This window comes from Bacillus sp. JJ1474 (assembly GCF_036965225.1).
Classification (GTDB): Bacteria; Bacillota; Bacilli; order Bacillales; family Cytobacillaceae; genus Cytobacillus.
Window position 1 is genome coordinate 31,841 of sequence record NZ_JBALPC010000049.1, and the last position, 19,135, is coordinate 50,975.

At 40.9% G+C, this 19,135-nt stretch carries 21 protein-coding genes; 9 read left to right on the forward strand and 12 right to left on the reverse strand.

Going from position 1 to position 19,135, the window contains the following annotated elements:
- Positions 1-152: 152 nt before the first annotated feature.
- Positions 153-1,502: a sensor histidine kinase gene (locus V7164_RS07615; RefSeq protein ID WP_335353794.1), complete on the reverse strand. Its 1,350-nt coding sequence runs from the start codon at positions 1,500-1,502 to the stop codon at positions 153-155.
- Positions 1,499-2,170, reverse strand: coding sequence for a response regulator transcription factor (locus V7164_RS07620; protein ID WP_335353795.1), 672 nt, complete (start codon positions 2,168-2,170; stop codon positions 1,499-1,501). The genes V7164_RS07615 and V7164_RS07620 overlap by 4 nt, the downstream gene beginning before the upstream one ends.
- Before the next feature lie 147 nt (positions 2,171-2,317).
- On the opposite strand from V7164_RS07620, the gene pdxK reads away from it, so the two are divergent.
- The 3 genes from pdxK to bshB2 all read left to right on the forward strand — a co-directional run bounded on the left by pdxK (position 2,318) and on the right by bshB2 (position 4,429).
- The gene (gene pdxK / locus V7164_RS07625; protein ID WP_335353796.1) at positions 2,318-3,148 is read left to right on the forward strand and encodes a pyridoxine/pyridoxal/pyridoxamine kinase; all 831 of its coding nucleotides are present in this window, start codon (positions 2,318-2,320) and stop codon (positions 3,146-3,148) included.
- Between the two features lie 218 nt (positions 3,149-3,366).
- Positions 3,367-3,711, forward strand: coding sequence for a YojF family protein (locus tag V7164_RS07630; protein WP_335344710.1), 345 nt, complete (start codon positions 3,367-3,369; stop codon positions 3,709-3,711).
- Positions 3,712-3,763: 52 nt separating this feature from the next.
- A complete protein-coding gene (gene bshB2, locus V7164_RS07635; protein ID WP_335353797.1) occupies positions 3,764-4,429 on the forward strand; it encodes a bacillithiol biosynthesis deacetylase BshB2 in 666 nt (221 codons plus the stop codon).
- 61 nt (positions 4,430-4,490) lie between these two features.
- Here bshB2 and V7164_RS07640 read toward each other — a convergent pair whose 3' ends face one another.
- Positions 4,491-4,937, reverse strand: a complete 447-nt coding sequence (locus tag V7164_RS07640) for an SRPBCC family protein (protein WP_335353798.1) — start codon at positions 4,935-4,937, stop codon at positions 4,491-4,493.
- A gap of 64 nt (positions 4,938-5,001) precedes the next feature.
- On the reverse strand, positions 5,002-5,718 hold the full coding sequence (locus V7164_RS07645; protein WP_335344713.1) for a Crp/Fnr family transcriptional regulator: 717 nt from the start codon (positions 5,716-5,718) through the stop codon (positions 5,002-5,004).
- Between the two features lie 206 nt (positions 5,719-5,924).
- Here V7164_RS07645 and V7164_RS07650 point away from each other — a divergent pair, with 206 nt between their 5' ends.
- The 3 genes from V7164_RS07650 to V7164_RS07660 all read left to right on the forward strand — a co-directional run bounded on the left by V7164_RS07650 (position 5,925) and on the right by V7164_RS07660 (position 8,407).
- Positions 5,925-6,650, forward strand: coding sequence for an ABC transporter ATP-binding protein (locus V7164_RS07650; protein ID WP_335353799.1), 726 nt, complete (start codon positions 5,925-5,927; stop codon positions 6,648-6,650).
- Positions 6,647-7,675 (forward strand): ABC transporter permease, encoded by a 1,029-nt coding sequence (locus tag V7164_RS07655; RefSeq protein ID WP_335353800.1) that lies wholly within the window; start codon positions 6,647-6,649, stop codon positions 7,673-7,675. Before V7164_RS07650 ends, V7164_RS07655 begins: the two co-directional genes overlap by 4 nt.
- Before the next feature lie 84 nt (positions 7,676-7,759).
- Positions 7,760-8,407, forward strand: coding sequence for a TetR/AcrR family transcriptional regulator (locus tag V7164_RS07660; RefSeq protein WP_335353810.1), 648 nt, complete (start codon positions 7,760-7,762; stop codon positions 8,405-8,407).
- A gap of 157 nt (positions 8,408-8,564) precedes the next feature.
- Here V7164_RS07660 and V7164_RS07665 read toward each other — a convergent pair whose 3' ends face one another.
- Together V7164_RS07665 and V7164_RS07670 are read right to left on the reverse strand one after the other, a co-directional pair.
- A complete protein-coding gene (locus V7164_RS07665; protein ID WP_335353801.1) occupies positions 8,565-8,930 on the reverse strand; it encodes a general stress protein in 366 nt (121 codons plus the stop codon).
- Positions 8,931-8,984: 54 nt separating this feature from the next.
- Positions 8,985-9,146 carry a hypothetical protein gene (locus tag V7164_RS07670; RefSeq protein ID WP_335344717.1) on the reverse strand — a complete coding sequence of 54 codons (162 nt, stop codon included), beginning with the start codon at positions 9,144-9,146 and terminating at the stop codon, positions 8,985-8,987.
- A gap of 252 nt (positions 9,147-9,398) precedes the next feature.
- Between V7164_RS07670 and V7164_RS07675 the strand changes: the two genes are divergently transcribed.
- Positions 9,399-9,671: a hypothetical protein gene (locus tag V7164_RS07675; RefSeq protein WP_335344718.1), complete on the forward strand. Its 273-nt coding sequence runs from the start codon at positions 9,399-9,401 to the stop codon at positions 9,669-9,671.
- A 30-nt stretch (positions 9,672-9,701) separates the two neighbouring features.
- Here V7164_RS07675 and V7164_RS07680 read toward each other — a convergent pair whose 3' ends face one another.
- Together V7164_RS07680 and V7164_RS07685 are read right to left on the reverse strand one after the other, a co-directional pair.
- Entirely contained in the window at positions 9,702-10,772 is a 1,071-nt protein-coding gene (locus tag V7164_RS07680; RefSeq protein WP_335344719.1) for a PQQ-dependent sugar dehydrogenase, read from the reverse strand.
- A gap of 79 nt (positions 10,773-10,851) precedes the next feature.
- Positions 10,852-11,508 (reverse strand): DNA alkylation repair protein, encoded by a 657-nt coding sequence (locus V7164_RS07685; RefSeq protein ID WP_335353802.1) that lies wholly within the window; start codon positions 11,506-11,508, stop codon positions 10,852-10,854.
- A gap of 154 nt (positions 11,509-11,662) precedes the next feature.
- On the opposite strand from V7164_RS07685, the gene V7164_RS07690 reads away from it, so the two are divergent.
- A complete protein-coding gene (locus V7164_RS07690) occupies positions 11,663-12,439 on the forward strand; it encodes a MerR family transcriptional regulator (protein WP_335353803.1) in 777 nt (258 codons plus the stop codon).
- Positions 12,417-14,174 carry an ABC transporter ATP-binding protein gene (locus V7164_RS07695; protein WP_335353804.1) on the forward strand — a complete coding sequence of 586 codons (1,758 nt, stop codon included), beginning with the start codon at positions 12,417-12,419 and terminating at the stop codon, positions 14,172-14,174. Before V7164_RS07690 ends, V7164_RS07695 begins: the two co-directional genes overlap by 23 nt.
- Before the next feature lie 250 nt (positions 14,175-14,424).
- Here the strand turns inward: V7164_RS07695 and V7164_RS07700 are convergent, their stop codons facing one another.
- The 4 genes from V7164_RS07700 to V7164_RS07715 all read right to left on the reverse strand — a co-directional run bounded on the left by V7164_RS07700 (position 14,425) and on the right by V7164_RS07715 (position 18,919).
- Positions 14,425-14,904 carry a hypothetical protein gene (locus tag V7164_RS07700; RefSeq protein WP_335353805.1) on the reverse strand — a complete coding sequence of 160 codons (480 nt, stop codon included), beginning with the start codon at positions 14,902-14,904 and terminating at the stop codon, positions 14,425-14,427.
- A gap of 148 nt (positions 14,905-15,052) precedes the next feature.
- Positions 15,053-16,150, reverse strand: coding sequence for a PRK06851 family protein (locus tag V7164_RS07705; protein WP_335353806.1), 1,098 nt, complete (start codon positions 16,148-16,150; stop codon positions 15,053-15,055).
- A 580-nt stretch (positions 16,151-16,730) separates the two neighbouring features.
- Positions 16,731-17,210 carry a Cys-tRNA(Pro) deacylase gene (gene ybaK, locus V7164_RS07710; protein WP_335353811.1) on the reverse strand — a complete coding sequence of 160 codons (480 nt, stop codon included), beginning with the start codon at positions 17,208-17,210 and terminating at the stop codon, positions 16,731-16,733.
- Between the two features lie 35 nt (positions 17,211-17,245).
- Positions 17,246-18,919: a glycoside hydrolase family 13 protein gene (locus V7164_RS07715; RefSeq protein ID WP_335353807.1), complete on the reverse strand. Its 1,674-nt coding sequence runs from the start codon at positions 18,917-18,919 to the stop codon at positions 17,246-17,248.
- Positions 18,920-19,135 lie beyond the last annotated feature (216 nt).

The window sequence follows — 19,135 nt, forward strand, 5'->3', positions numbered from 1 at the left end:
GGGTTTTTCGTTGAGGGAGGCCAAAACACTTACATTGAACCTCTCTATGTTAGGGTTTTCCTATGAGAAGATCCAAAACTCTTACATTAAACTCTCCCTACGCAAAGTTTTATCATTCAATAAAAAAAACCGACATAAAATAAGTCGGCTCCTCAATTTTTCCTCTGTATTCTAATATTCGTTCCAGCTTCTCCTGTTTCCGCCATCCACTCCAGACCCATATCCTTCAACATCAGCGACACAATGGAAAGTCCGATTCCAGCACCCTTCCCGGTTGATTCCCCGCTCATTCCCGAGCCGTGGTCTTCAATGATGATCTGCTCCAGTTCTGTATCAACCTTGACCCCAATATACTTCCCTTCCTTCGCATGCCGATGGACATTCTGATAAAAATTATCCAACACCCGCTCCAGCCATTGCGAATCGATTTCCCAATAAAAGGTCCTCTCAGGAAGATCAATGCTCATCTCAAAATGAAGATGTTCAAAAACAGGGTACCAGGCAGCAAAAGAGGTTTTCACTAGGCGAACGATATCCACCCTCCTTGGATCATAAGGGTATTTTCCTGATGTTAACAATGTATAGGAAAGAAGGTTTTCTATTAATTGGCTTAAATACCCAATCTTATTATCAATCAAATCAAGAGATTCCTTCCCCTGTGCACTTAACGGCTCCTTCTTTAGGCTATAAGCATGCCCTCTTATCGTAGTAAGAGGGGTTCTTAAATCATGAGACAGATTGGCAATCAGCTGTCTTCTTAGCGTTTCTTCCTCCAATTCACGCTGACGGCTGCTTTCAAGCTGATGAATCATTTCATTAAACGAACCTTCCAGCTGCCCAATTTCATCCTTTTTCTCTAAACTGATTGGATCGGGAATCCCATTTTCAGCAGGGCTCGACATAGCCTGCCGAAGTCGTAAAAGCCGCTTTCTAATTTTGTAAAAGAAAATCCATGAGATAAATATAAAAATAGCTAATATAGCAAAAATCAAAACAACAATGATATAACTATAATCTTCCTGGATTTGCCTTCCTGTTACCGTCATGGCGGACCTCGGGACCTGCAGAACCATAAAGCCTTCATTTTTATTTTCGCCAATTAAGGCCACTACGGTAAAAGGATCCACCTCGTATCCACGACTTTTTTTCATAAAATCAATCGTATAGGACGGGGACCATGATGAAGGACCCGTTATATCCTTAGGTAGTGTTAATTTCGTTTGTCCCGTTTCATCGACCCAGAACATACTCGCTTGATCGAATTCATGTTGGATTTGCTGTAACTTTTCATTTATTTTCTCATCAGAAGCGCCAGCTAAGCTTCGTGCGGCTTCATGCCACATTTTCTCTAGATCGGTTCCATTTTGATATTTGTTCGGTTCTTTATCACTGTACGGGAGGTAGAACACCATCGTAACAATAGGAAAGGAAATAGGCACAATCATAATCGCAAGCAAAACTATTAGTAAATATTGGTTCAATAACGAGTTTTTTAGTTTCATTGCTTCACCCGGTAGCCAATTCCTCTAATCGTTTCAATGATTTCTGGCGAGCTTGGATTCTTTTCAATTTTTTCCCGAAGATAACGGATGTGAACCATCAGCGTCTTATCCCCTTCGATATAAGGTTCTCCCCAAACCGCTTCATAGATTTGTTCTTTCGTTAAAATCTGGTTCGGGTGCCTCAAAAAATGCATGAAAATTTGGTATTGCTTGCCGGTCAATACAATTTCCTCTCCTGAGCGGCTGTCCAAAATTCTATTTTCTGAGAGATTTACACTTATATGTCCAAGGTTCAGCTCATTGGAGATTGAAAGCCCCGATCTTCGAAAGCATACTTCAATTCGTGCGGCCAATTCATCGGGATGAAATGGCTTGGTCAAGTAATCATCAGCAAATTGGAGGCCATGCAGCTTATCTTCAACTGCCGTGCGGGCTGAGAGCATTAATATTGGAATTTGCGGCGACTCTTTTTTCAGCCGCTGGCCAATCGTAAAGCCATCAAGACCCGGCAGCATAACATCTAATATTACGAGGTCATGTTCTGATACCATTTTTTCAGCTCCATCACCCGATTTTAACCATTCAACCTTAAATCCCCTTTGCTCTAAATCTTCTTTTACCCAGTTGCCAATCTCCAAATCATCTTCTATGTATAAAATTCTCCTCATTATTCATCACCTAAGCTTATAATAGAGAAAACGGACTGGAAATAAAAGCCTATAACAATAAAGTTTCAGCCAATAATAATTATTGCTATAATTAAAAATGGATAAATTAATCAAATCGAAACCTGAATTTTGGGAGGAATGTATCACATGACAATGAAAAAAGTTCTAACAATAGCTGGCTCAGACACAAGCGGGGGCGCCGGAATTCAGGCTGACCTTAAAACATTCCAGGAGCTTGGCGTATATGGAATGACAGCTCTTACTACTATCGTAACGATGGATCCAAAAAATAATTGGAACCATAACGTGTTTCCAATTGCGCTCGACACTATAGAGACTCAGCTTGAAACGATTCTTTCAACAGGAATCGATGCGATGAAAACAGGCATGCTTGGTTCAGTCGAGATCGTTGAGCTTGCGGCCAAAACAATTGATGAGAATAAATTAGATAAAGTAGTTATTGATCCAGTATTAGTTTGTAAAGGAGAAGATGAAGTTCTTCACCCTGAAACAGCGGATGCTTTAAGAAACATCCTTGTCCCTCGCGCAACGGTTGTGACACCTAACCTCTTTGAAGCGTGGCAACTGGCAAAAACAGGACCAATCAAAACAGTGGACGATATGAAGGAAGCCGCTGTGAAAATCCATGAGCTTGGCGCAAAATATGTAGTGATCAAAGGCGGCAGCAAGCTAAACCATCCTACAGCCGTTGATCTTTTCTACGATGGAAAGGAATTCAAGCTTTTGGAATCTGAGTTGGTCAACACAACCTACACACATGGGGCAGGCTGCACATTCGCATCAGCCATTGCAGCTGAGCTTGCGAAAGGCAAAACGGTTGTTGAGGCCGTCGAAACAGCAAAAGATTTCATTACGGCAGCTATTAATCATGGCTTTAAATTAAATCAATACGTAGGGCCAACGATGCACGGTGCATACCGTCTGTTTGGCGCTGGACGATCAGGAGCAGCAGAATAAGTTTTTTACAATGATTTCAACAGAGCCTTTTTGGCTCTGTTTTTTTGCAAGAAGGCTCCATCCATTTGTGCAGTCATGCTTTTTCTCATCACACAAGCGTCATTTTCGCTTTTACTGTTTATTTTTAGTAAAATAAATGGGTGAAAATTAAAACCCATGAACCTTTCATATTCACCAAAACGTAAGTTTATAAATATTAATTGGAAAGGAGGCCCATTATGGAAGCTGTTAAACCTGAGCAGGTGCAAAAGGAAATAGACCGCTTTGCTAAGAAAGATGTATATATTCATTTGGAAACAACGAACGGGGCCTATGCTTCCCATTTTGATAAGTCTTTTTTCTCTTCGGGGGCCTATATTCGAAATGCTTTCCTGCAATATGAGCATGGAAAAATAGTTGGAAAAGGACCTTATAGAGTTGGGCTCAAAATGAGCTTTGGCTGGGTGTATGCTGAGGGGATTACCCATTTTGAAATCGATGAAAAGGGGCGTCTCCTTTTAGCTGGGCATGACTTTGAAGGCAAGCTCGCAGTGGCGCTGCAAATTGGCGAATCACCTTTTTAAGTTAAACATTCATTTTTAAATATGCAAAAACAGATAGAAAGGAGACAACACAATGGAAAAAGAAAGACATGTTCTAGTCGTATTCCCCCATCCAGATGATGAGGCATTTGGTGTATCCGGAACGATTTCCTTCCATATCGATAGCGGTACGCCTGTCACTTATGCCTGCCTGACCTTGGGCGAAATGGGCCGAAATATGGGAAATCCTCCTTTTGCCACAAGAGAATCCTTGCCCCACATTCGGAAAAAAGAATTACAGGATGCTGCGAATATTCTAGGGATCACGGATTTAAGAATGCTTGGCTATCGAGATAAAACAATCGAATTTGAAAATGAGGAAGTTGTCGCTGCCCATATGGCCTCCATTATTAAAGATGTCAACCCTTCCTTAATCATCACATTCTATCCAGGCTATGCCGTGCATCCGGACCATGATGCTACAGGGGCAGCCGTTATTCGGGCAGTTAGAGAAATGCCCGCTGAAGAACGTCCAAAGGTTCATTGTGTGGCCTTTTCCCATAATTGTGAAGAGGAAATCGGCCAGGCTGATGTCGTTAATGATGTATCTGCTTTTGTTGATAAAAAGCTCGCTACCATTAAAGCACATGTATCGCAAACCCAGCTGGTCGTGAGCCAGATGGCGATAAACCTGGAGAACCAAGATCCCGAGTATGTAGCCAGATTTCATAACGAGCGTTTTTGGACCTACTCGTTCTAGGGCCTTTCATGCAAAAAGCAGTTTTTCTCGCATCACTGAGAAAAACTGCTTTTTTTGCTAATTACTCACTTTTTTTGCCTTCAAGCATTTCCTTCAAATACTCAAGCTGAAATCCATCTTCCTTTTTGATCATATTGACAATTAATCTCTTTGTTAATTTCATCCTAAGTCCGCTCGTCTTCACAAAGGCATCAAGCTCCACCTGGGTTCCTTCCTCAATCTCATGAAAGGCATAGGCGTACTCTGTAATCAAGCCATTGGAATTGCTCCTCGTTGTGAAGGCTTGATCCTGTTTATATTCAATAAACTCAATTTCTGCATTCACGGTATTCCCGCGGACGGACCGGCTTTCCTTAAACTTTGTTCCTTTGCCAATCGGTCCTTCTGTGAGTTTTTCCATTTTCACGACATTGGGCATGAGTTCAGGAACATTCTCCATACTGGCCAAGTAATGAAATACTTCTGAAACCGGTTTATGAATAATTACACTAGAACGGAAATCTGCCATAGCTAAAGCACCTCTGTACCCTTTTAAATACCTTTATTATACATAACTCTATTAAAATTAACTATTAGAGTTTATGATGAAAAAGGGAGCAAAAGCGGCACCAATCCGTAATTATAATGTTTTTCCCGCTAATTTCGAGAAGTCCATCCTTTTTTAGCTTAGAAAAAACCCGGCTGACACTTTCTCTCGTTGTTCCAACTAAGGTTGAGAATTCTTGTACGGTTATCGGAAGCTCAATATGCATTCGGTTACAATGATTGGCACCAAACTTTTCAGCCAAACGTTCTAATGCCCGCACCGTTTTCATATACACATCCAGTAAAGCAACATCACGTAGAATCGAAGTAAAATCACGCAGCTGCACACTCATATAGCGAATCATCTGAACCGCCAACTCCGGGGAAACCAGAAACTCTTGCTCCAAGTCTTCCGTTTTCAAAAAATACACTTCTCCGTCCTGAATCATGGTCGCGGTTGCTGGATAGCAAGTTCCCTCCTCATTAAATAAGCATGCCTCAGCGAAGACCTCCCCCTTCTTCTTAATACAAGTAATCATCTCATTCCCTTGATCGTCCTGCTTTGTTAATTTGACAATGCCTGAATGAACAAAGAATATTCCTTCTGCTTTATCATATTCGGAAATAACTTTTTCCCCTTTTTTATAAGGTTTTTTACTAATTCTTTTATGAAGCAGCTGGTAAGATTCTTTTGGGAGATCCTTAAATATCTCAATTTTTTCTAAAAAATGTTCAATATCAGACTGACGCACTGAACTGCTCATACCGAAACACCTCCTCCATGTTACTCTACATAACATTCTATCGAGATTGCTTCTTGCTGAGTGTGATTAATTTCACACTCTGATATGCATATTCAATATTTAATTAAGATTAAACAAAAATGAGTGATTACTCACTTTACAATTTCCAGGATTTATCATAAACTAATAATGAGTGATTACTCACTTTAAAAAGAGAGGTGTCGACAGTGGAAAATAATATTGTTTCAATTCGCCATGTGTCTAAAGCTTTTGGTAAACACGAAGTACTGAAAAACATCAGCTTAGAGATCGCTTCGGGAGAGATTTTTGGCCTTCTTGGCCCTTCTGGCGCCGGAAAAACGACATTAGTTAAACAGCTGGTCGGACTTGATCTCCCAACGGATGGTGAAAACTTCATTTTTCTAAAGAAAATGCCTAATCTTAAGCTCATTGAAAAAATTGGGTATATGGCCCAGTCGGATGCTCTATATGGAGAGCTTTCCGCAAAGGAAAATCTTGAATTCTTCGCAGCCCTCTACGGTTTAAAAGGGGGAAAGCGAAAGGAACGGATGCGTGAGGTCATGGAAACCGTCTCCCTTTCTGAACATGTAAATAAGCTAGTTTCTGCCTATTCTGGCGGAATGAAACGCCGCCTCTCGCTGGCAATTTCCCTTTTACACGAGCCGAAGCTGCTTATTCTTGACGAACCGACAGTCGGTATTGATCCTGTCTTAAGAAAGAGCATTTGGGAAGCTTTTTATAAGCTGAAGGATGCGGGCACAACGATTATTGTTACAACCCATGTGATGGATGAAGCAGAGAAATGTGACCGGCTCGGCATGATCCGAGATGGGAAGCTCATTGCTGTTGGCACCCCTGAAGAATTGAAGGAAAAAACAAATTCCCATAATATCGAAGAAGCTTTCCTTGTGTATGGAGGTGCTGAAGGATGAGAATTTCCGCATTAGTTATTCGAATTCTACGCCAAATCATCCGTGATAAACGGACAATGGCTCTATTAATCTTTGCTCCCATTCTTGTCCTTTCCATGCTCTATTTAGTTTTTAATGGAACTGATTATGAGCCGAAAATTGGTTTAGTAGATGTACCTGAGCAAATAGCAGATCAGTTAGATTTAGATCATGCTGATGTTACGCAATATGACTCTATTCAAAAAGCTGAGAAGGATTTAGCAGATAAAAAATTAGATGGGTATATCATGTTTGAGAATCAGCAGCCTGCTGTATTCCTTGAAGGTAGTGATCCAGGCGCGAACGGCTCTGTATTAAAATGGCTGCAGGATGCACTAAAGCCTTTACAGCAAGGCGGGCCACAAAAGGCGGCAGATGTGCATTATTTATATGGTTCTAGTGATATGGGGCAATTTGATTACTACGGTCCGATTCTCTTAGGATATTTCGTCTTCTTCTTCGTATTCCTTATAGCCGGTGTCTCCTTTTTGCGGGAAAGAACGACAGGAACGCTGGAAAGGTTATTATCAAGTCCTTTGAGAAAATGGGAAATTGTCATGGGCTATGTGATCGGTTTTGGAATATTTACAATGATCCAGGCCGCCGTTATTGCATGGTATTCCATCTATGTACTAGGCATGATGATGGAGGGCATCTTCATCTACGTCCTGATCATCACTTTACTCGTTTCCCTCACAGCCTTAACATTGGGAACTTTATTATCATCCTTTGCCAATAATGAGCTGCAAATGATTCAATTTATCCCGCTCGTGATTGTTCCGCAGCTGTTCTTTTCCGGTTTATTTAACCCTGACACCATTTCGAAGTGGCTCAGCTGGATTGGTCCTTTGACCCCTCTTTATTATGCGAATGAGGCGCTGCGAAATGTCATGATCAGAGGCTTTGGCTTGGATATGATTTATCAGGACTTACTAATGTTGGCTGGATTTTCCTTGCTATTTATGATACTTAATGTTGCTGCACTAAGAAAATACCGAAGGATTTGAACAATCTGTTGTTTATTTCCTTCCTCATCTGAACTTCATTTATAATGAAATGATCAGGATGAGTGTAAAAAGGAGTTGTTCATCATAGCTGAACAGGATTTATTGATTACCCAACTTTTCGACAATGAAGAAGAGTTAACAGATAAGCAGAAAAGAATTATCATCGCCGCCATCGAATCATTTTCTGAAAAAGGCTATGCCGCTACCTCAACGAGTGAAATTGCTAAAAAAGCGGGAGTCGCTGAAGGTACGATTTTCAGGCACTATAAAACAAAAAAAGATTTGTTATTAGGCATTGTCGCTCCTACTATGGCCAAATTGCTGGCCCCATTTGTCATTAAGGACTTGAATAAGGTGTTGGATACGAAATATGAGAGGTTTGAAGATTTTCTTAGAGCGATGATAGAAAATCGCGTGATCTTTTTAAAGAAAAACCTGCCTCTCTTAAAAATAGTAATCCAGGAAATCCCTTTTCACCCTGAGCTGAAGGAGCAATTTTTCGAGCATATTGCCAAGAAGGTCTTTGACCGCTATATAAAAGTAACAGAATACTATCAGGAAAAGGGCCAAATTATTGAGATCCTGCCCCAGCAGGTTATTCGGTTAACCGTTACTACCATTATTGGCTACCTTTTCAGCAGATACATCCTATTTCCAGATTCCCAATGGAACGATGAAGAGGAAATTGAACTAACCATTCAATTTCTCATGCGCGGGCTAGCACCAAATTAAAATTTGGGGCTAGTCAATGTCCGTTGTCAGTGGACAAACTAACATGTCAATCTATAAAAAAGAGAATTGTCCTCTCTGATATGATAAACAGAAAAGGACAATTCTCTTTTCATTTATAACTCAATTTGGCAAACTTCTGCTATATGCCTAGTAAACGTTAACTATTAAAAAGCACACTGCCAATCGTACGTTGGTCCTCCTGAACAAACAACAGGATTTTTCCACGGTCCAGTTTCATTTCGCACACATCTGCTTCCTCCTTGGAAAGCCCCATCTCTTGTATTTTATTACGGAGAGTTTCCCCTTTGCCTTCAAACAAATTCTTTACAGCTGTCCCCACACCTTCTTCCTTTATACCAATCGTATTAATACCTAATTGCCTTGCTATTTCATCCGTCCGACTCTTTTCATGAGCCAACACATACATATCATCTGGCTGGACTCCACTGAATTCAAATGCTTTAACCTCATTTAAGACTTGAACAACATCATTACATTCTCGAACGATTAATTTTGTATTCATTGAATTCCCTCCATTAAAATTTATTAAGCAGCCTCGAATTTCCCCAAATAACCTTTACATCGGAAGATCGCGCAGATAGAATTGGTTCTTTTTTCTCCTGCTCAACATTCTTTTCATCATTCTTCGCGCAGGGGGAGATTCTTGATCAACCACACTACCTAACAGATAGTTAGACATTCCCATTGTCAAAATTTCAGTAATAAAACGATTATTCATTTTCTTACCTCCCTTTAGTTTGACGTAAGAGCCTGCCTTTTCGGTTGCTCGCTGCAACCTTGCTTAATGTGTACCACCGTCTATGAAATCTAAAACTATTATTTTCGTATTTAATATTTTTGTAACGAGAATGAAAAGAGAGACTACTAGATTTCATGTTTTGATAGAAAAGCTGAAGGGTATACATATGATAAATAACAGGAGGTGAAATGAAGAAGGATCAAATCTAAAATTTTAAGAGGAGGAGTTACTATGAGACAAGCCTTACGTATGACATCCGTAATGGCGGCAGGAGCTGGTGTATCAGCTGCTGCGATATGGTTATCTTCTAAACCCAATAGATTAAAGGCCGGAAATGTACTAAGAGACTGGAAGCGAAAAATCAAACCATCTCCATTAGATAAAAGTAAAATTCTCCCGATTGAGAAGGCGGGAAACCCTCACCCACAAGATATTGAGGACAATAAAATGGTCGATGAGGGAGCCTTGTATTCGGTCAAGTATTATAATCAAAAAATGCAATAAAAGGTTGGGCCTCAGGCCCCAACCTTTTTTTTATTGAGATGACAACGGGATTCGATATAATTTATCATCCCTCTCTAGCGGATTTCCGCGGCCATCCGTATTATTGCTAATAAAATAGAGGGTATTGTCCTTGATGATCACATCCCGTATTCGCCCAAGACCTGTAATGATTTCGCGCTGCTCTCCCGTTTGCAGATTAAATTCTATTACAGCATTTCCTCTTAATGCCGAAACATAAAGGTTTCCGTTAGCAAACGCCATGCCCGAGGGCGCCCATGTATGGTTGGCCCCAGAGGTAAATAACGGTGACTCCATACCCGCTCTTTTCTCTGTCCCTTTGATGAGTGGCCATCCGTAATTTTTTCCGGCCTGTATTAAATTAATTTCATCATTGGCTGAAGGTCCATGCTCACTTTCATAAAGTGCACCATCTGCAGTCCAAGCAAGACCTTGAGGATTGCGATGCCCATAGCTATATACGTAGGAATTCGGAAATGGGTTATCATTTGGGATAGAGCCGTCCAAATTCATTCTTAAGATTTTTCCACCTAAGGAGCCGAGATCCTGAGCGATTTCCGGATTCGTTGCGGCATCCCCTGTTGTCGCATACAGTTTGCCATCCGGCCCGATTTTCAGCCTGCCACCGTGATGAAATTGTCCGCTCGGTATTTTATCTAAGAGCAGGCGCTTTTCCTGCCAAACATTGTTCTTAAGCTGGAGCACGACAATTCGGTTAAACTGACCACTCTGATCCGTGTAGGTGTAATAGGCAAAGGCCTCATTTGTTTGTAAAAAGTCTGGTGAAAGCACGAGTCCTAAAAGTCCTGCTTCTGCAGCCGTAGCAAGCGGTTTTTCGAATACAACCTTTTGCCGCTCCGAACTCCCCTCTTCCACCTTCACAATGGCCCCAGGCCTTTCCGATAAATAAAAGCTATTGCCAATCTGAGAAATCGACCACGGAATTTGCAGCTCATCTGCCACAACTTGAGGTGCTGTTACTGGAATACTCGCTTCCTGGTCCTCAACATCCTTCTTCTCTTCATTGGAACATCCGATCATGATCATACATGCTAGAAATATTATCGATACGATACGAATCATTTCAATCCTCCCTTCGAACACAATGCTTTTCATTACCCAGTTTCGGCTTTTACCGAATGCCTAAACGCTTTTTCAGTCCTTAAATATATTTACTTCCTTCCCTAACACTTAAGCTAGCAAGCGTAGTCGATTCGATAAATGCCTTTACAGATTCCGGATTCGTTTTTGAGTACTCCCTTAAAGCCCAGCCAATCGCTTTTTGAATAAAAAACTCCTTACTGTCTTTATTATGCTCGATGTAGCGATATAAGAGCTTTTCATCTGTTTGATTTTTATATTTTAGCTGAAAAAGAATAGCGGTTCTTCGCAGCCAGAGGTGATCCCCATAAGCCCAGCCCTCAATAGTTTCAGCAATTACCTCCGGATGCTTTTCAGCTATTGCCCCCACGGCTTTTGATGCGAGCAAATCAACCGTATCCCACCATGGCTTTGTTGTAATTAATTGCTCTATCAATGAGAGATGCTGCTTATCCAGCTGTTTCAAACATCTCTCTATATAATCCATAGCAGCATATTGATATTCTCGTTCTTCTTTCTCCCATAAAGCTAAGACAAATTCTAGCTGAAATTCTTGCTTTAGCATCCCGCTTTCCTGAAAAAATTGCCTGACTAATCCCTTCCGATCAGGCGACTTAATCCCGAGAAAAGGAAAATGGTTTTTCATATAGGCTTCCATTGGGCCGGCTTTCTCCGGATCCCGGTTCTGTTCAAAAAGTTCAACTAATAATTGGATCATTTTTATTTACCTCAAGTTCTTTTTACTAATATTGTAGCTTATTCATTCAGAAAGAAAACAGCACAACCCCACTTTAAAAAAGTTTATACTTGCTTCCTACGTAACGTTAGGTTTTATGATAGAGGTAGAAATTATTGGAGGGGGAATCAACCGCATGTCTGCTAACTATTCAATTGGTCAATTTGCCAAAAAAACAGGTTCGACAGTAAGGACTCTGCATTACTATGATGAAATTAGCTTGTTAAAGCCCACCCTAATAACCGAGTCTGGCAGGAGATTTTATTCTGACGAGGATTTAATTAAACTGCAAAAAATCGTTTCACTCAAATATTTAGGCTATTCCCTTGAGAAAATCAGTGAGTTTATTCATTTGCAGGATTGGAGTTTAAAAGACTCTCTAACCTTTCAAAAAAGTGAAATGCTGCAAAAGAAACAGCAGCTTGAAAACGTCATTCGGGCACTCGATCATGCCCTTCATATGATGGATAAAAATGAAGAGGTTGATTCTTCCATTTTTATTTCCTTAATTAAAAATATTCAAATGGAAAACGAGCATAAGGAATGGCTGAAAGAGATTATCCAGGAAGAGAAGGTTGAAAAAATGTATAGCATTCCTGAGGAAATGCAGCTTGAAATGAATCAGAAGACACTCGTTGTTTTTTCCGAACTAAAGGAGCTATATGGACTAGATCCTGCAAGCGAACAAGTTCAAAAGCTAATAGGAGATTATATGGAATTAGTGAAAGAACTCACAGGGGACGACCATAATCTCGTTCAAGACCTGCTTGATAGCGGGGTCGAGATAGAGGATGATCCCGTCCTATTTCACTCCCCTTTTTCAGCCGAAGAGGAAAAGTGGCTCACAAAAGCGATGGAAATATATTTAAAGGAAATGGGGTTTGAATTCAATGAAAGTTCGGGGAAAGAGTAATAGCCAAGCCACCACAAATTGGAAAGCCTTTTCGCAGTTATTAAAAGAAGCAAACCCTCCAAAGTTGATTTTCATCCTAGCTATTTTCCTAAGCCTAATCGAAACAGGGGCCGGTCTAATCGTTCCCCTTTTTACAAAGTCACTCGTTGACCAACTGGCTGCTTCAGCACTGGAAACATCTTTGATTATACTTCTAGCTGCAGCATTTATTGTCCAGACGATTTCTTCCGGATTTTCATTTTATTTTATGACCTACATCGGGGAGGCGATTGTCGCTTCCATTCGCAAGCGGCTATGGGAGCAAATTTTACTTCTCCCCATTCCCTTTTTCGATAAACATCAATCGGGAGATACGATGAGCCGGGTTACACAGGATACGAATATAGTAAAAAATTTAATTACCCAGCATTTAATCACCTTTTTAACTGGGCTCATTTCGATTATCGGGGCAATCGCTATCCTTCTAATGATCGATTGGAAAATGACGTTGATCATGATTATTTCTGTCCCGCTTTCCATCGGGCTCATTATGCCTTTAGGTCAAAAAATGTATAAAATTTCTAAAGCTACTCAAGATGAAATGGCCGACTTTTCCGCAAATCTTGGACGTGTTCTTACTGATATTCGTCTCGTTAAGTCCTACCATGCGGAAAACGCTGAAAAGATCCGCGGGGAAAAAGGGATTAAGCACCTTTTCCAATTTGGCCTTAGGGAGGCAAAGATACAAGCTATTATCTCACCTTTTATGACCTTTATTATGATGCTTGTCCTTGTCATCCTAATTGGCTACGGAGGAGTTAGAGTTGCATCAGGAGAATTATCAGCAGGATCCCTCGTTGCTATTATTATTTACATGTTCCAAATTGTCGTGCCGTTTACCCAAATGGCCTCATTTTTTACAGCTTTTCAAAAAGCAATTGGGGCTACTGAGCGTATACAGGGAATTCTTGCTCTTGAGAAAGAACCGTCTGAACAGAATTTAATTGTAAAAGACCCGGCCCAAGATATATATATTACAAATCTATCTTTCTCTTATAATGAAAATCCTATCATCAAGAATATTCATTTAACCATACCCGCTGGAAAAACAACTGCTATTGTTGGACCGAGCGGAGGTGGAAAGACTACCCTTTTTGCCTTGCTTGAGCGCTTTTATGAGCCTAATAACGGGGAAATTCTGCTCGGTGACACAAATATTAATGAATTCAACCTTCTTTCCTGGAGAAGCCAGATTAGCTATGTCTCACAGGAAAGCCCGCTTATGTCTGGCACGATTAAAGACAATATTGTTTATGGATTAGAGAGGGGAGTTTCTGATCAAGAACTGAAGGAAGCCGCTGAGCTTGCCCACGCAGCAGAATTTATTAATCAGCTGCCAGACGGCTATGAAACGGAGGTAGGAGAAAGAGGGATAAAGCTTTCCGGTGGTCAAAGACAAAGGATTGCCATTGCCAGAGCCATCATTCGAAATCCGAAAATCCTTCTCCTTGACGAAGCAACTTCTAATTTAGATAGTACATCCGAGCACTTCGTCCAGAATGCCCTTAAGAACCTTATGGCCAACCGAACTACTTTAGTTATTGCCCATCGTTTATCAACGATTATCGATGCTGATCAAATTGCCGTTATGGATGCTGGAACGATCACAGGCACCGGAACACATGCCGAATTGCTGCAATCTCACCCTCTATACCGGGAGCTTGCAGAGCAGCAGCTTGAATACTCGGAGGAATAAAGAATAGGGTGGCCTTACTTATATAGGGCTGCCCTTTTTCTTATTCCAATTTAGGAGCTAACCATCTTTCAACCATTGGGACAAACTGTTCACCGGTATATCAATCCGTCCAAATGATCGTTCTAGCAGTGCATATTATTTTCTAATTGAAAAGACGGACCAGCGAAGGTCCGTCTTTATAGCTGCTTAACTATCCTCTCCATGCGCACAGTATTAATTAACTGCCCGCAGAAGGTACCTGGCACCGATTTTAGAAGCATTGGAAGGAGCGGACGCTGCGCAGGTCTGTTCCGAAGTATACCCAGCGATTGCGTCTCCAACGCCAGCCGGCAACTGAATCCCTTCCGACAAAGACTGGATAGAACCAGAAGCTCCGGCCATTATGAAGCCACATATAAGTAAAACGGAATAAACATCTTCTAATTGCTCCTGGATCCACTGCAAAGGTAGTTGCTTGCTGCATTTGCGGTGTGAAGGCTGGCGGCGGTGATGATGGAGGGCCCCCTTGCTGTCCGCCACCTGTTGGCTGACCTGGCGAGAATCCTGGCTGGCCTGGAGGAAACCCTGGTTGCTGACCCGGTGGGAATCCTGGTTGGCCCGGCTGGAAACCTCCTGGAGGTCCAAATCCCCCGCCCGGAAATATTCTGTCATAAATAGCATTCTGCTCTACATTCAAGGGAAATGAATAGGGATAGTAGCTGTAATCCATAAATTTTGTATCTCCTCTCATTTTACATTCCTTCTAATGTATGCAAAACGCCTACTTTGGGTGTTTGACTGTTTATAAGAATCTTTTGCAAGGTTCGTTCACTTGTGTGTGGGCCGTGTCTTTAATGAAAAAATATAAAAAATCAAATAAACTATTAACCTTGCATCTATTAATTTCTTTCAGACATTTGCAGAATTTCAGCCCTGATATCATTCCGCATCCGGTCAACCATTTTAAAATCCATGGCCCCAATATAAATTTTTTCTAATTCCTCACGCTGTGCTTTTGCCTGAGCTAAATAAGAAATGGCCTCTTTCATTTTCGCCTTATATTGCTGGCTAATTTCTTTGATTTGCTCAGCAAAAATTTCATCCGTACCTGGAGAGACGATGATTTCATACGTATCAATAATTGCATCTCCCGCCCGGTCCGGAAAGTATTCGTGTGGACTGGTGCTGTCGAAGATCGCCAGACCCAGCTCGCGAAAGATCAGCATATCAAGACTGTGCGGGTCAAATCCGCAATGATAAATTTCTAGATCGAATCCTCGTTCTTCTGCAACTTTAGCTAATTTTTTTAGCATCGTAGACTTTCCTGTGCCCGCACGGCCTTTAACAAAATATCGTTTAGGAATGCCCTCTGTCAGGTTTTGGACAAAATCAACCGCCCCTATCGGTGTTGCTGCACCGAGGAAGCGATGCTTAACATTGGAAGCCTTATTTAATTGCATATTCCCAAAGAATTCCTTCAATAGCTTATTTGTAAGCTGATCCGCTTTCGCAAAATCCATATTCTCTATATAAACATTTTCCCATTTATCATGAATTTTGAGCGCTTCTGCCAATTTGCTATAAGCCATTTCAAAGGAACCGCTGACTCGCTCATTGATTTGCATAATTTCCTCTTTTTGCTCTGATAAAGCCTTCGAATCCCAGGCCTCACCTAGGTTGACATACTTCTCCACGGCACCTGGGGCCTTTGGTTCAATGACATGAGGGGCTGTTCCATCGACAATTCCCACCTTCAAAGCGGGAATAATGACACCATCAATCGAATTATTGTCCGATGAGCAATGGATATACTCTAGATCATATCCCTTCTCTGCCCATTCCGAACCCATGGCTTTCATAAGAGAGGACTTTCCCGTTCCAGGACCGCCTTTTAAGATGAATAATCGTTCAAGTCCTTGCAGGTTAGACTCAAACAAGCTGTAAAAACCACGTGCTGTATTTCCGCCGCCAAAGTAATTTAAAATTTTTCCAGCCACAATTACACGTCCTTTCCCGTTCATTTGCCTGAATTGTTTTTCACCTTTACCATATGCAAATGGGGATTGATGGGTGAATGCCTACTATGAGGAGGAGCAAATTCCCATAAGATAGAGGGGTCGAAGGTATTTCTTCAACGGAACTTGTTGGGGGGTCTAAACCTTTAAACACTTACATTAATCAGCTCTATGTTAGAGTTTTTGACTCTTTACCTCCAAAACACTTATTTTGAACGGCTCTATGTTAGGGTTTTTAACCCTTAACCTCCAAAACACTTACATTGAACAGCTCTATATTAGGGTTTTTAACTCTTAACCTCCAAAACACTTACATTGAACAGCTCTATGTTAGGGTTTTTGACTCTTAACTCCAAAACACTTACATTAAATCCCTCTATGTTAGGGTTTTTGACTCTTAACCTCTAAAACACTTACATTAAACATTAAACCGCCCTATGTTAGGATTTTTGACTCTCTACCTCCGAAACACTTGCATTAAACAACCTTATATTAGGTTTTTTCTCTCATTCCATAAAAAAACCACAGCTCCAAGTCTGTGGCAAAACCCCATTGAATGTGTTCAATCTTTACAAATATCCTTCAACAGAGCTTGTATGACCTGAATCAGGTCCTCCATTCTAACTTCAATCTGAACACCAATTTTTCCGCCGCTCACAATAATTGACCGAAGTTCTGATGCCTGAATATCAATAAAGCTTGGATATTGCTTTTTCATGCCAACTGGTGAGCAACCGCCGCGGATATAGCCTGTTAGCGTCTGAATATCCTTGACCGCAATCATTTCGATTTTCTTCTCTCCTGCTGCCTTGGCGGCTTTCTTTAAGTCTAGCTCAGCCTCGACCGGAATAATAAACACATATGTTTGTTTGCTAGTTCCATGTGCTACCAGTGTTTTATAAACTTCTCTCGGCTCTCTATTGATTTTCTGCGCTACTGAGACACCGTCAATTTTTCCATCCTGATTGTCATAGGTGATTAATTCATATTTCACTTTTTTCGAATCGAGAATGCGCATGGCATTCGTTTTCCCTTGTTTCATCATCGTGCTCCTTACGAGGTTTTTCCTTTATTTTATCACGTAACGGAATGACATTTATATACTCGAGCTTCATAAGGATTAAAAGAAAACATGGACTGTAAGCTGTGTTTTTCCACTGAATAATTATTTAAAAGAAGCTGGTCTGAGCTTAGGCTCCATTCATTTAACTGAAACTTCGCCTGCCGACCGGATAAATTTGTAAGAACTACCGCTTTTTTATCCTCATATGCCCGTGTATAGGCAAAAATTTGCTTATTCTCCTCTAAAATTAGATCATATTGACCATAACTAAATACTTCATGCTGTTTCTTTAACTGAATCATTTTTTTATAAAAAGAAAGAACCGACCCTTCATCCCGAAGCTGTGTTTCCACATTCAATTCTTTATTATTCGGATTTACCTTCATCCATGGAGATACGGTGCTAAATCCAGCATGTTTTTCCGCTGACCACTGCATAGGTGTTCGGCTATTATCACGAGAGGAGGCCCAAATGATTTTCATGATTTCCTGATTCTTTAGTCCTTCGCTTTGTTTCTTTATATAGAGGTTTTTCGTTGCTACATCATCATAATAATCAATGGAAGAGAAGCAAACATTCGTCATGCCGATTTCCTGCCCTTGATATATAAACGGTGTCCCTTTCATGAAAAAATACATTGCTCCAAAGGCTGTCGCACTCTCACGCCAATATTTCCCGTCATCCCCCCAGGTTGAAACGACACGAGGTTTATCGTGATTTTCAATAAATAAAGCATTCCATCCATCCGACTCCAAGCCTTTTTGCCATTTAGTCAGCACCTTTTTCAATTCAATGATATCTAGCTCTGCGTCCTTATCTTCCGGGTCCCAAAGACCGAGATGCTCAAATTGAAAAATCATATCCATGACGCCCTGCTTTTGTCCAACCCAAAGCCCTGCGTCCCCCACCGTCACTCCATTTGCTTCCCCAACTGTCATCACATCTGAATTTCCGTAGGTCCTTTCTTTAAACTCCTTCAATAACGGATGAATGCCCTTTTGGTTCAAATGCATCGGGAAAGACGGGACATACTTTAATTTCTTTGGATTAGGCAAATTAGGTAAACCCGCTCGCTTTTTAATATGGCTAATCGCATCAATCCGAAAACCGTCAATCCCCTTCTGAATCCACCAATTAACGATTTCATACAAAGCCTGGCGAACTTCCCCATTCTCCCAGTTTAAATCCGGCTGCTTAATTGAAAAAATATGGAGATAGTATTGCTTTGTCTTCTCATCATATTCCCATGCCGAACCGCCAAAAATACTTTCCCAGTTATTCGGCTCACGCCCATTTTTCCCGTTACGCCAAATATACCAATCTCTTTTTGGGTGATCCTTTGAGAACCTAGATTCAATAAACCAAGGATGCTCATCACTTGTATGATTTAGAACAAGATCAATGATTAACTTCATGCCCCGTTTGTGAACCTCTTCAAGAAGCTGATCAAACTCCTTCATTGTTCCGAAGTCTTCCATAACATCCTGATAATCTGAAATATCATAGCCGTTATCGTCATTTGGCGATTTAAACATCGGGCAAATCCAGACGGCATCCACGCCTAATTCCTGGATATAGTCCAACCTTTGAATGATTCCTTGAAGATCACCAATTCCATCTCCATTCGAATCTTGGAAGCTTCGCGGATAGATTTGATAGACTACCGCTTCTTTCCACCATATCTTCATTCAACAGCATCCTCTCTGTTCATATTTTATCCAAGAGAGTTATATAACAAATTTGAACCGGCAAATAGCAAAATAATAGCATATTGTAACCCCTTCTTAACCTTTTATTCTTTGATTTAAGCTATGATTTAGAGAGGTATGAAATAAATTAATATTAACATCACTTCCTAGATGGCCAGACATATATTTTTATATAAAAATCCCCTTACCTATTGT

Coding starts and splice junctions, on each gene's coding strand:
- V7164_RS07615 (WP_335353794.1), bottom strand. CDS start 1,502: ATGAAACTAAAAAACTCGTTATTGAACCAATATTTACTAATAGTTTTG.
- V7164_RS07620 (WP_335353795.1), bottom strand. CDS start 2,170: ATGAGGAGAATTTTATACATAGAAGATGATTTGGAGATTGGCAACTGG.
- pdxK (WP_335353796.1), top strand. CDS start 2,318: ATGACAATGAAAAAAGTTCTAACAATAGCTGGCTCAGACACAAGCGGG.
- V7164_RS07630 (WP_335344710.1), top strand. CDS start 3,367: ATGGAAGCTGTTAAACCTGAGCAGGTGCAAAAGGAAATAGACCGCTTT.
- bshB2 (WP_335353797.1), top strand. CDS start 3,764: ATGGAAAAAGAAAGACATGTTCTAGTCGTATTCCCCCATCCAGATGAT.
- V7164_RS07640 (WP_335353798.1), bottom strand. CDS start 4,937: ATGGCAGATTTCCGTTCTAGTGTAATTATTCATAAACCGGTTTCAGAA.
- V7164_RS07645 (WP_335344713.1), bottom strand. CDS start 5,718: ATGAGCAGTTCAGTGCGTCAGTCTGATATTGAACATTTTTTAGAAAAA.
- V7164_RS07655 (WP_335353800.1), top strand. CDS start 6,647: ATGAGAATTTCCGCATTAGTTATTCGAATTCTACGCCAAATCATCCGT.
- V7164_RS07665 (WP_335353801.1), bottom strand. CDS start 8,930: ATGAATACAAAATTAATCGTTCGAGAATGTAATGATGTTGTTCAAGTC.
- V7164_RS07670 (WP_335344717.1), bottom strand. CDS start 9,146: ATGAATAATCGTTTTATTACTGAAATTTTGACAATGGGAATGTCTAAC.
- V7164_RS07675 (WP_335344718.1), top strand. CDS start 9,399: ATGAGACAAGCCTTACGTATGACATCCGTAATGGCGGCAGGAGCTGGT.
- V7164_RS07680 (WP_335344719.1), bottom strand. CDS start 10,772: ATGATTCGTATCGTATCGATAATATTTCTAGCATGTATGATCATGATC.
- V7164_RS07685 (WP_335353802.1), bottom strand. CDS start 11,508: ATGATCCAATTATTAGTTGAACTTTTTGAACAGAACCGGGATCCGGAG.
- V7164_RS07690 (WP_335353803.1), top strand. CDS start 11,663: ATGTCTGCTAACTATTCAATTGGTCAATTTGCCAAAAAAACAGGTTCG.
- V7164_RS07695 (WP_335353804.1), top strand. CDS start 12,417: ATGAAAGTTCGGGGAAAGAGTAATAGCCAAGCCACCACAAATTGGAAA.
- V7164_RS07700 (WP_335353805.1), bottom strand. CDS start 14,904: ATGAGAGGAGATACAAAATTTATGGATTACAGCTACTATCCCTATTCA.
- ybaK (WP_335353811.1), bottom strand. CDS start 17,210: ATGAAACAAGGGAAAACGAATGCCATGCGCATTCTCGATTCGAAAAAA.
- V7164_RS07715 (WP_335353807.1), bottom strand. CDS start 18,919: ATGAAGATATGGTGGAAAGAAGCGGTAGTCTATCAAATCTATCCGCGA.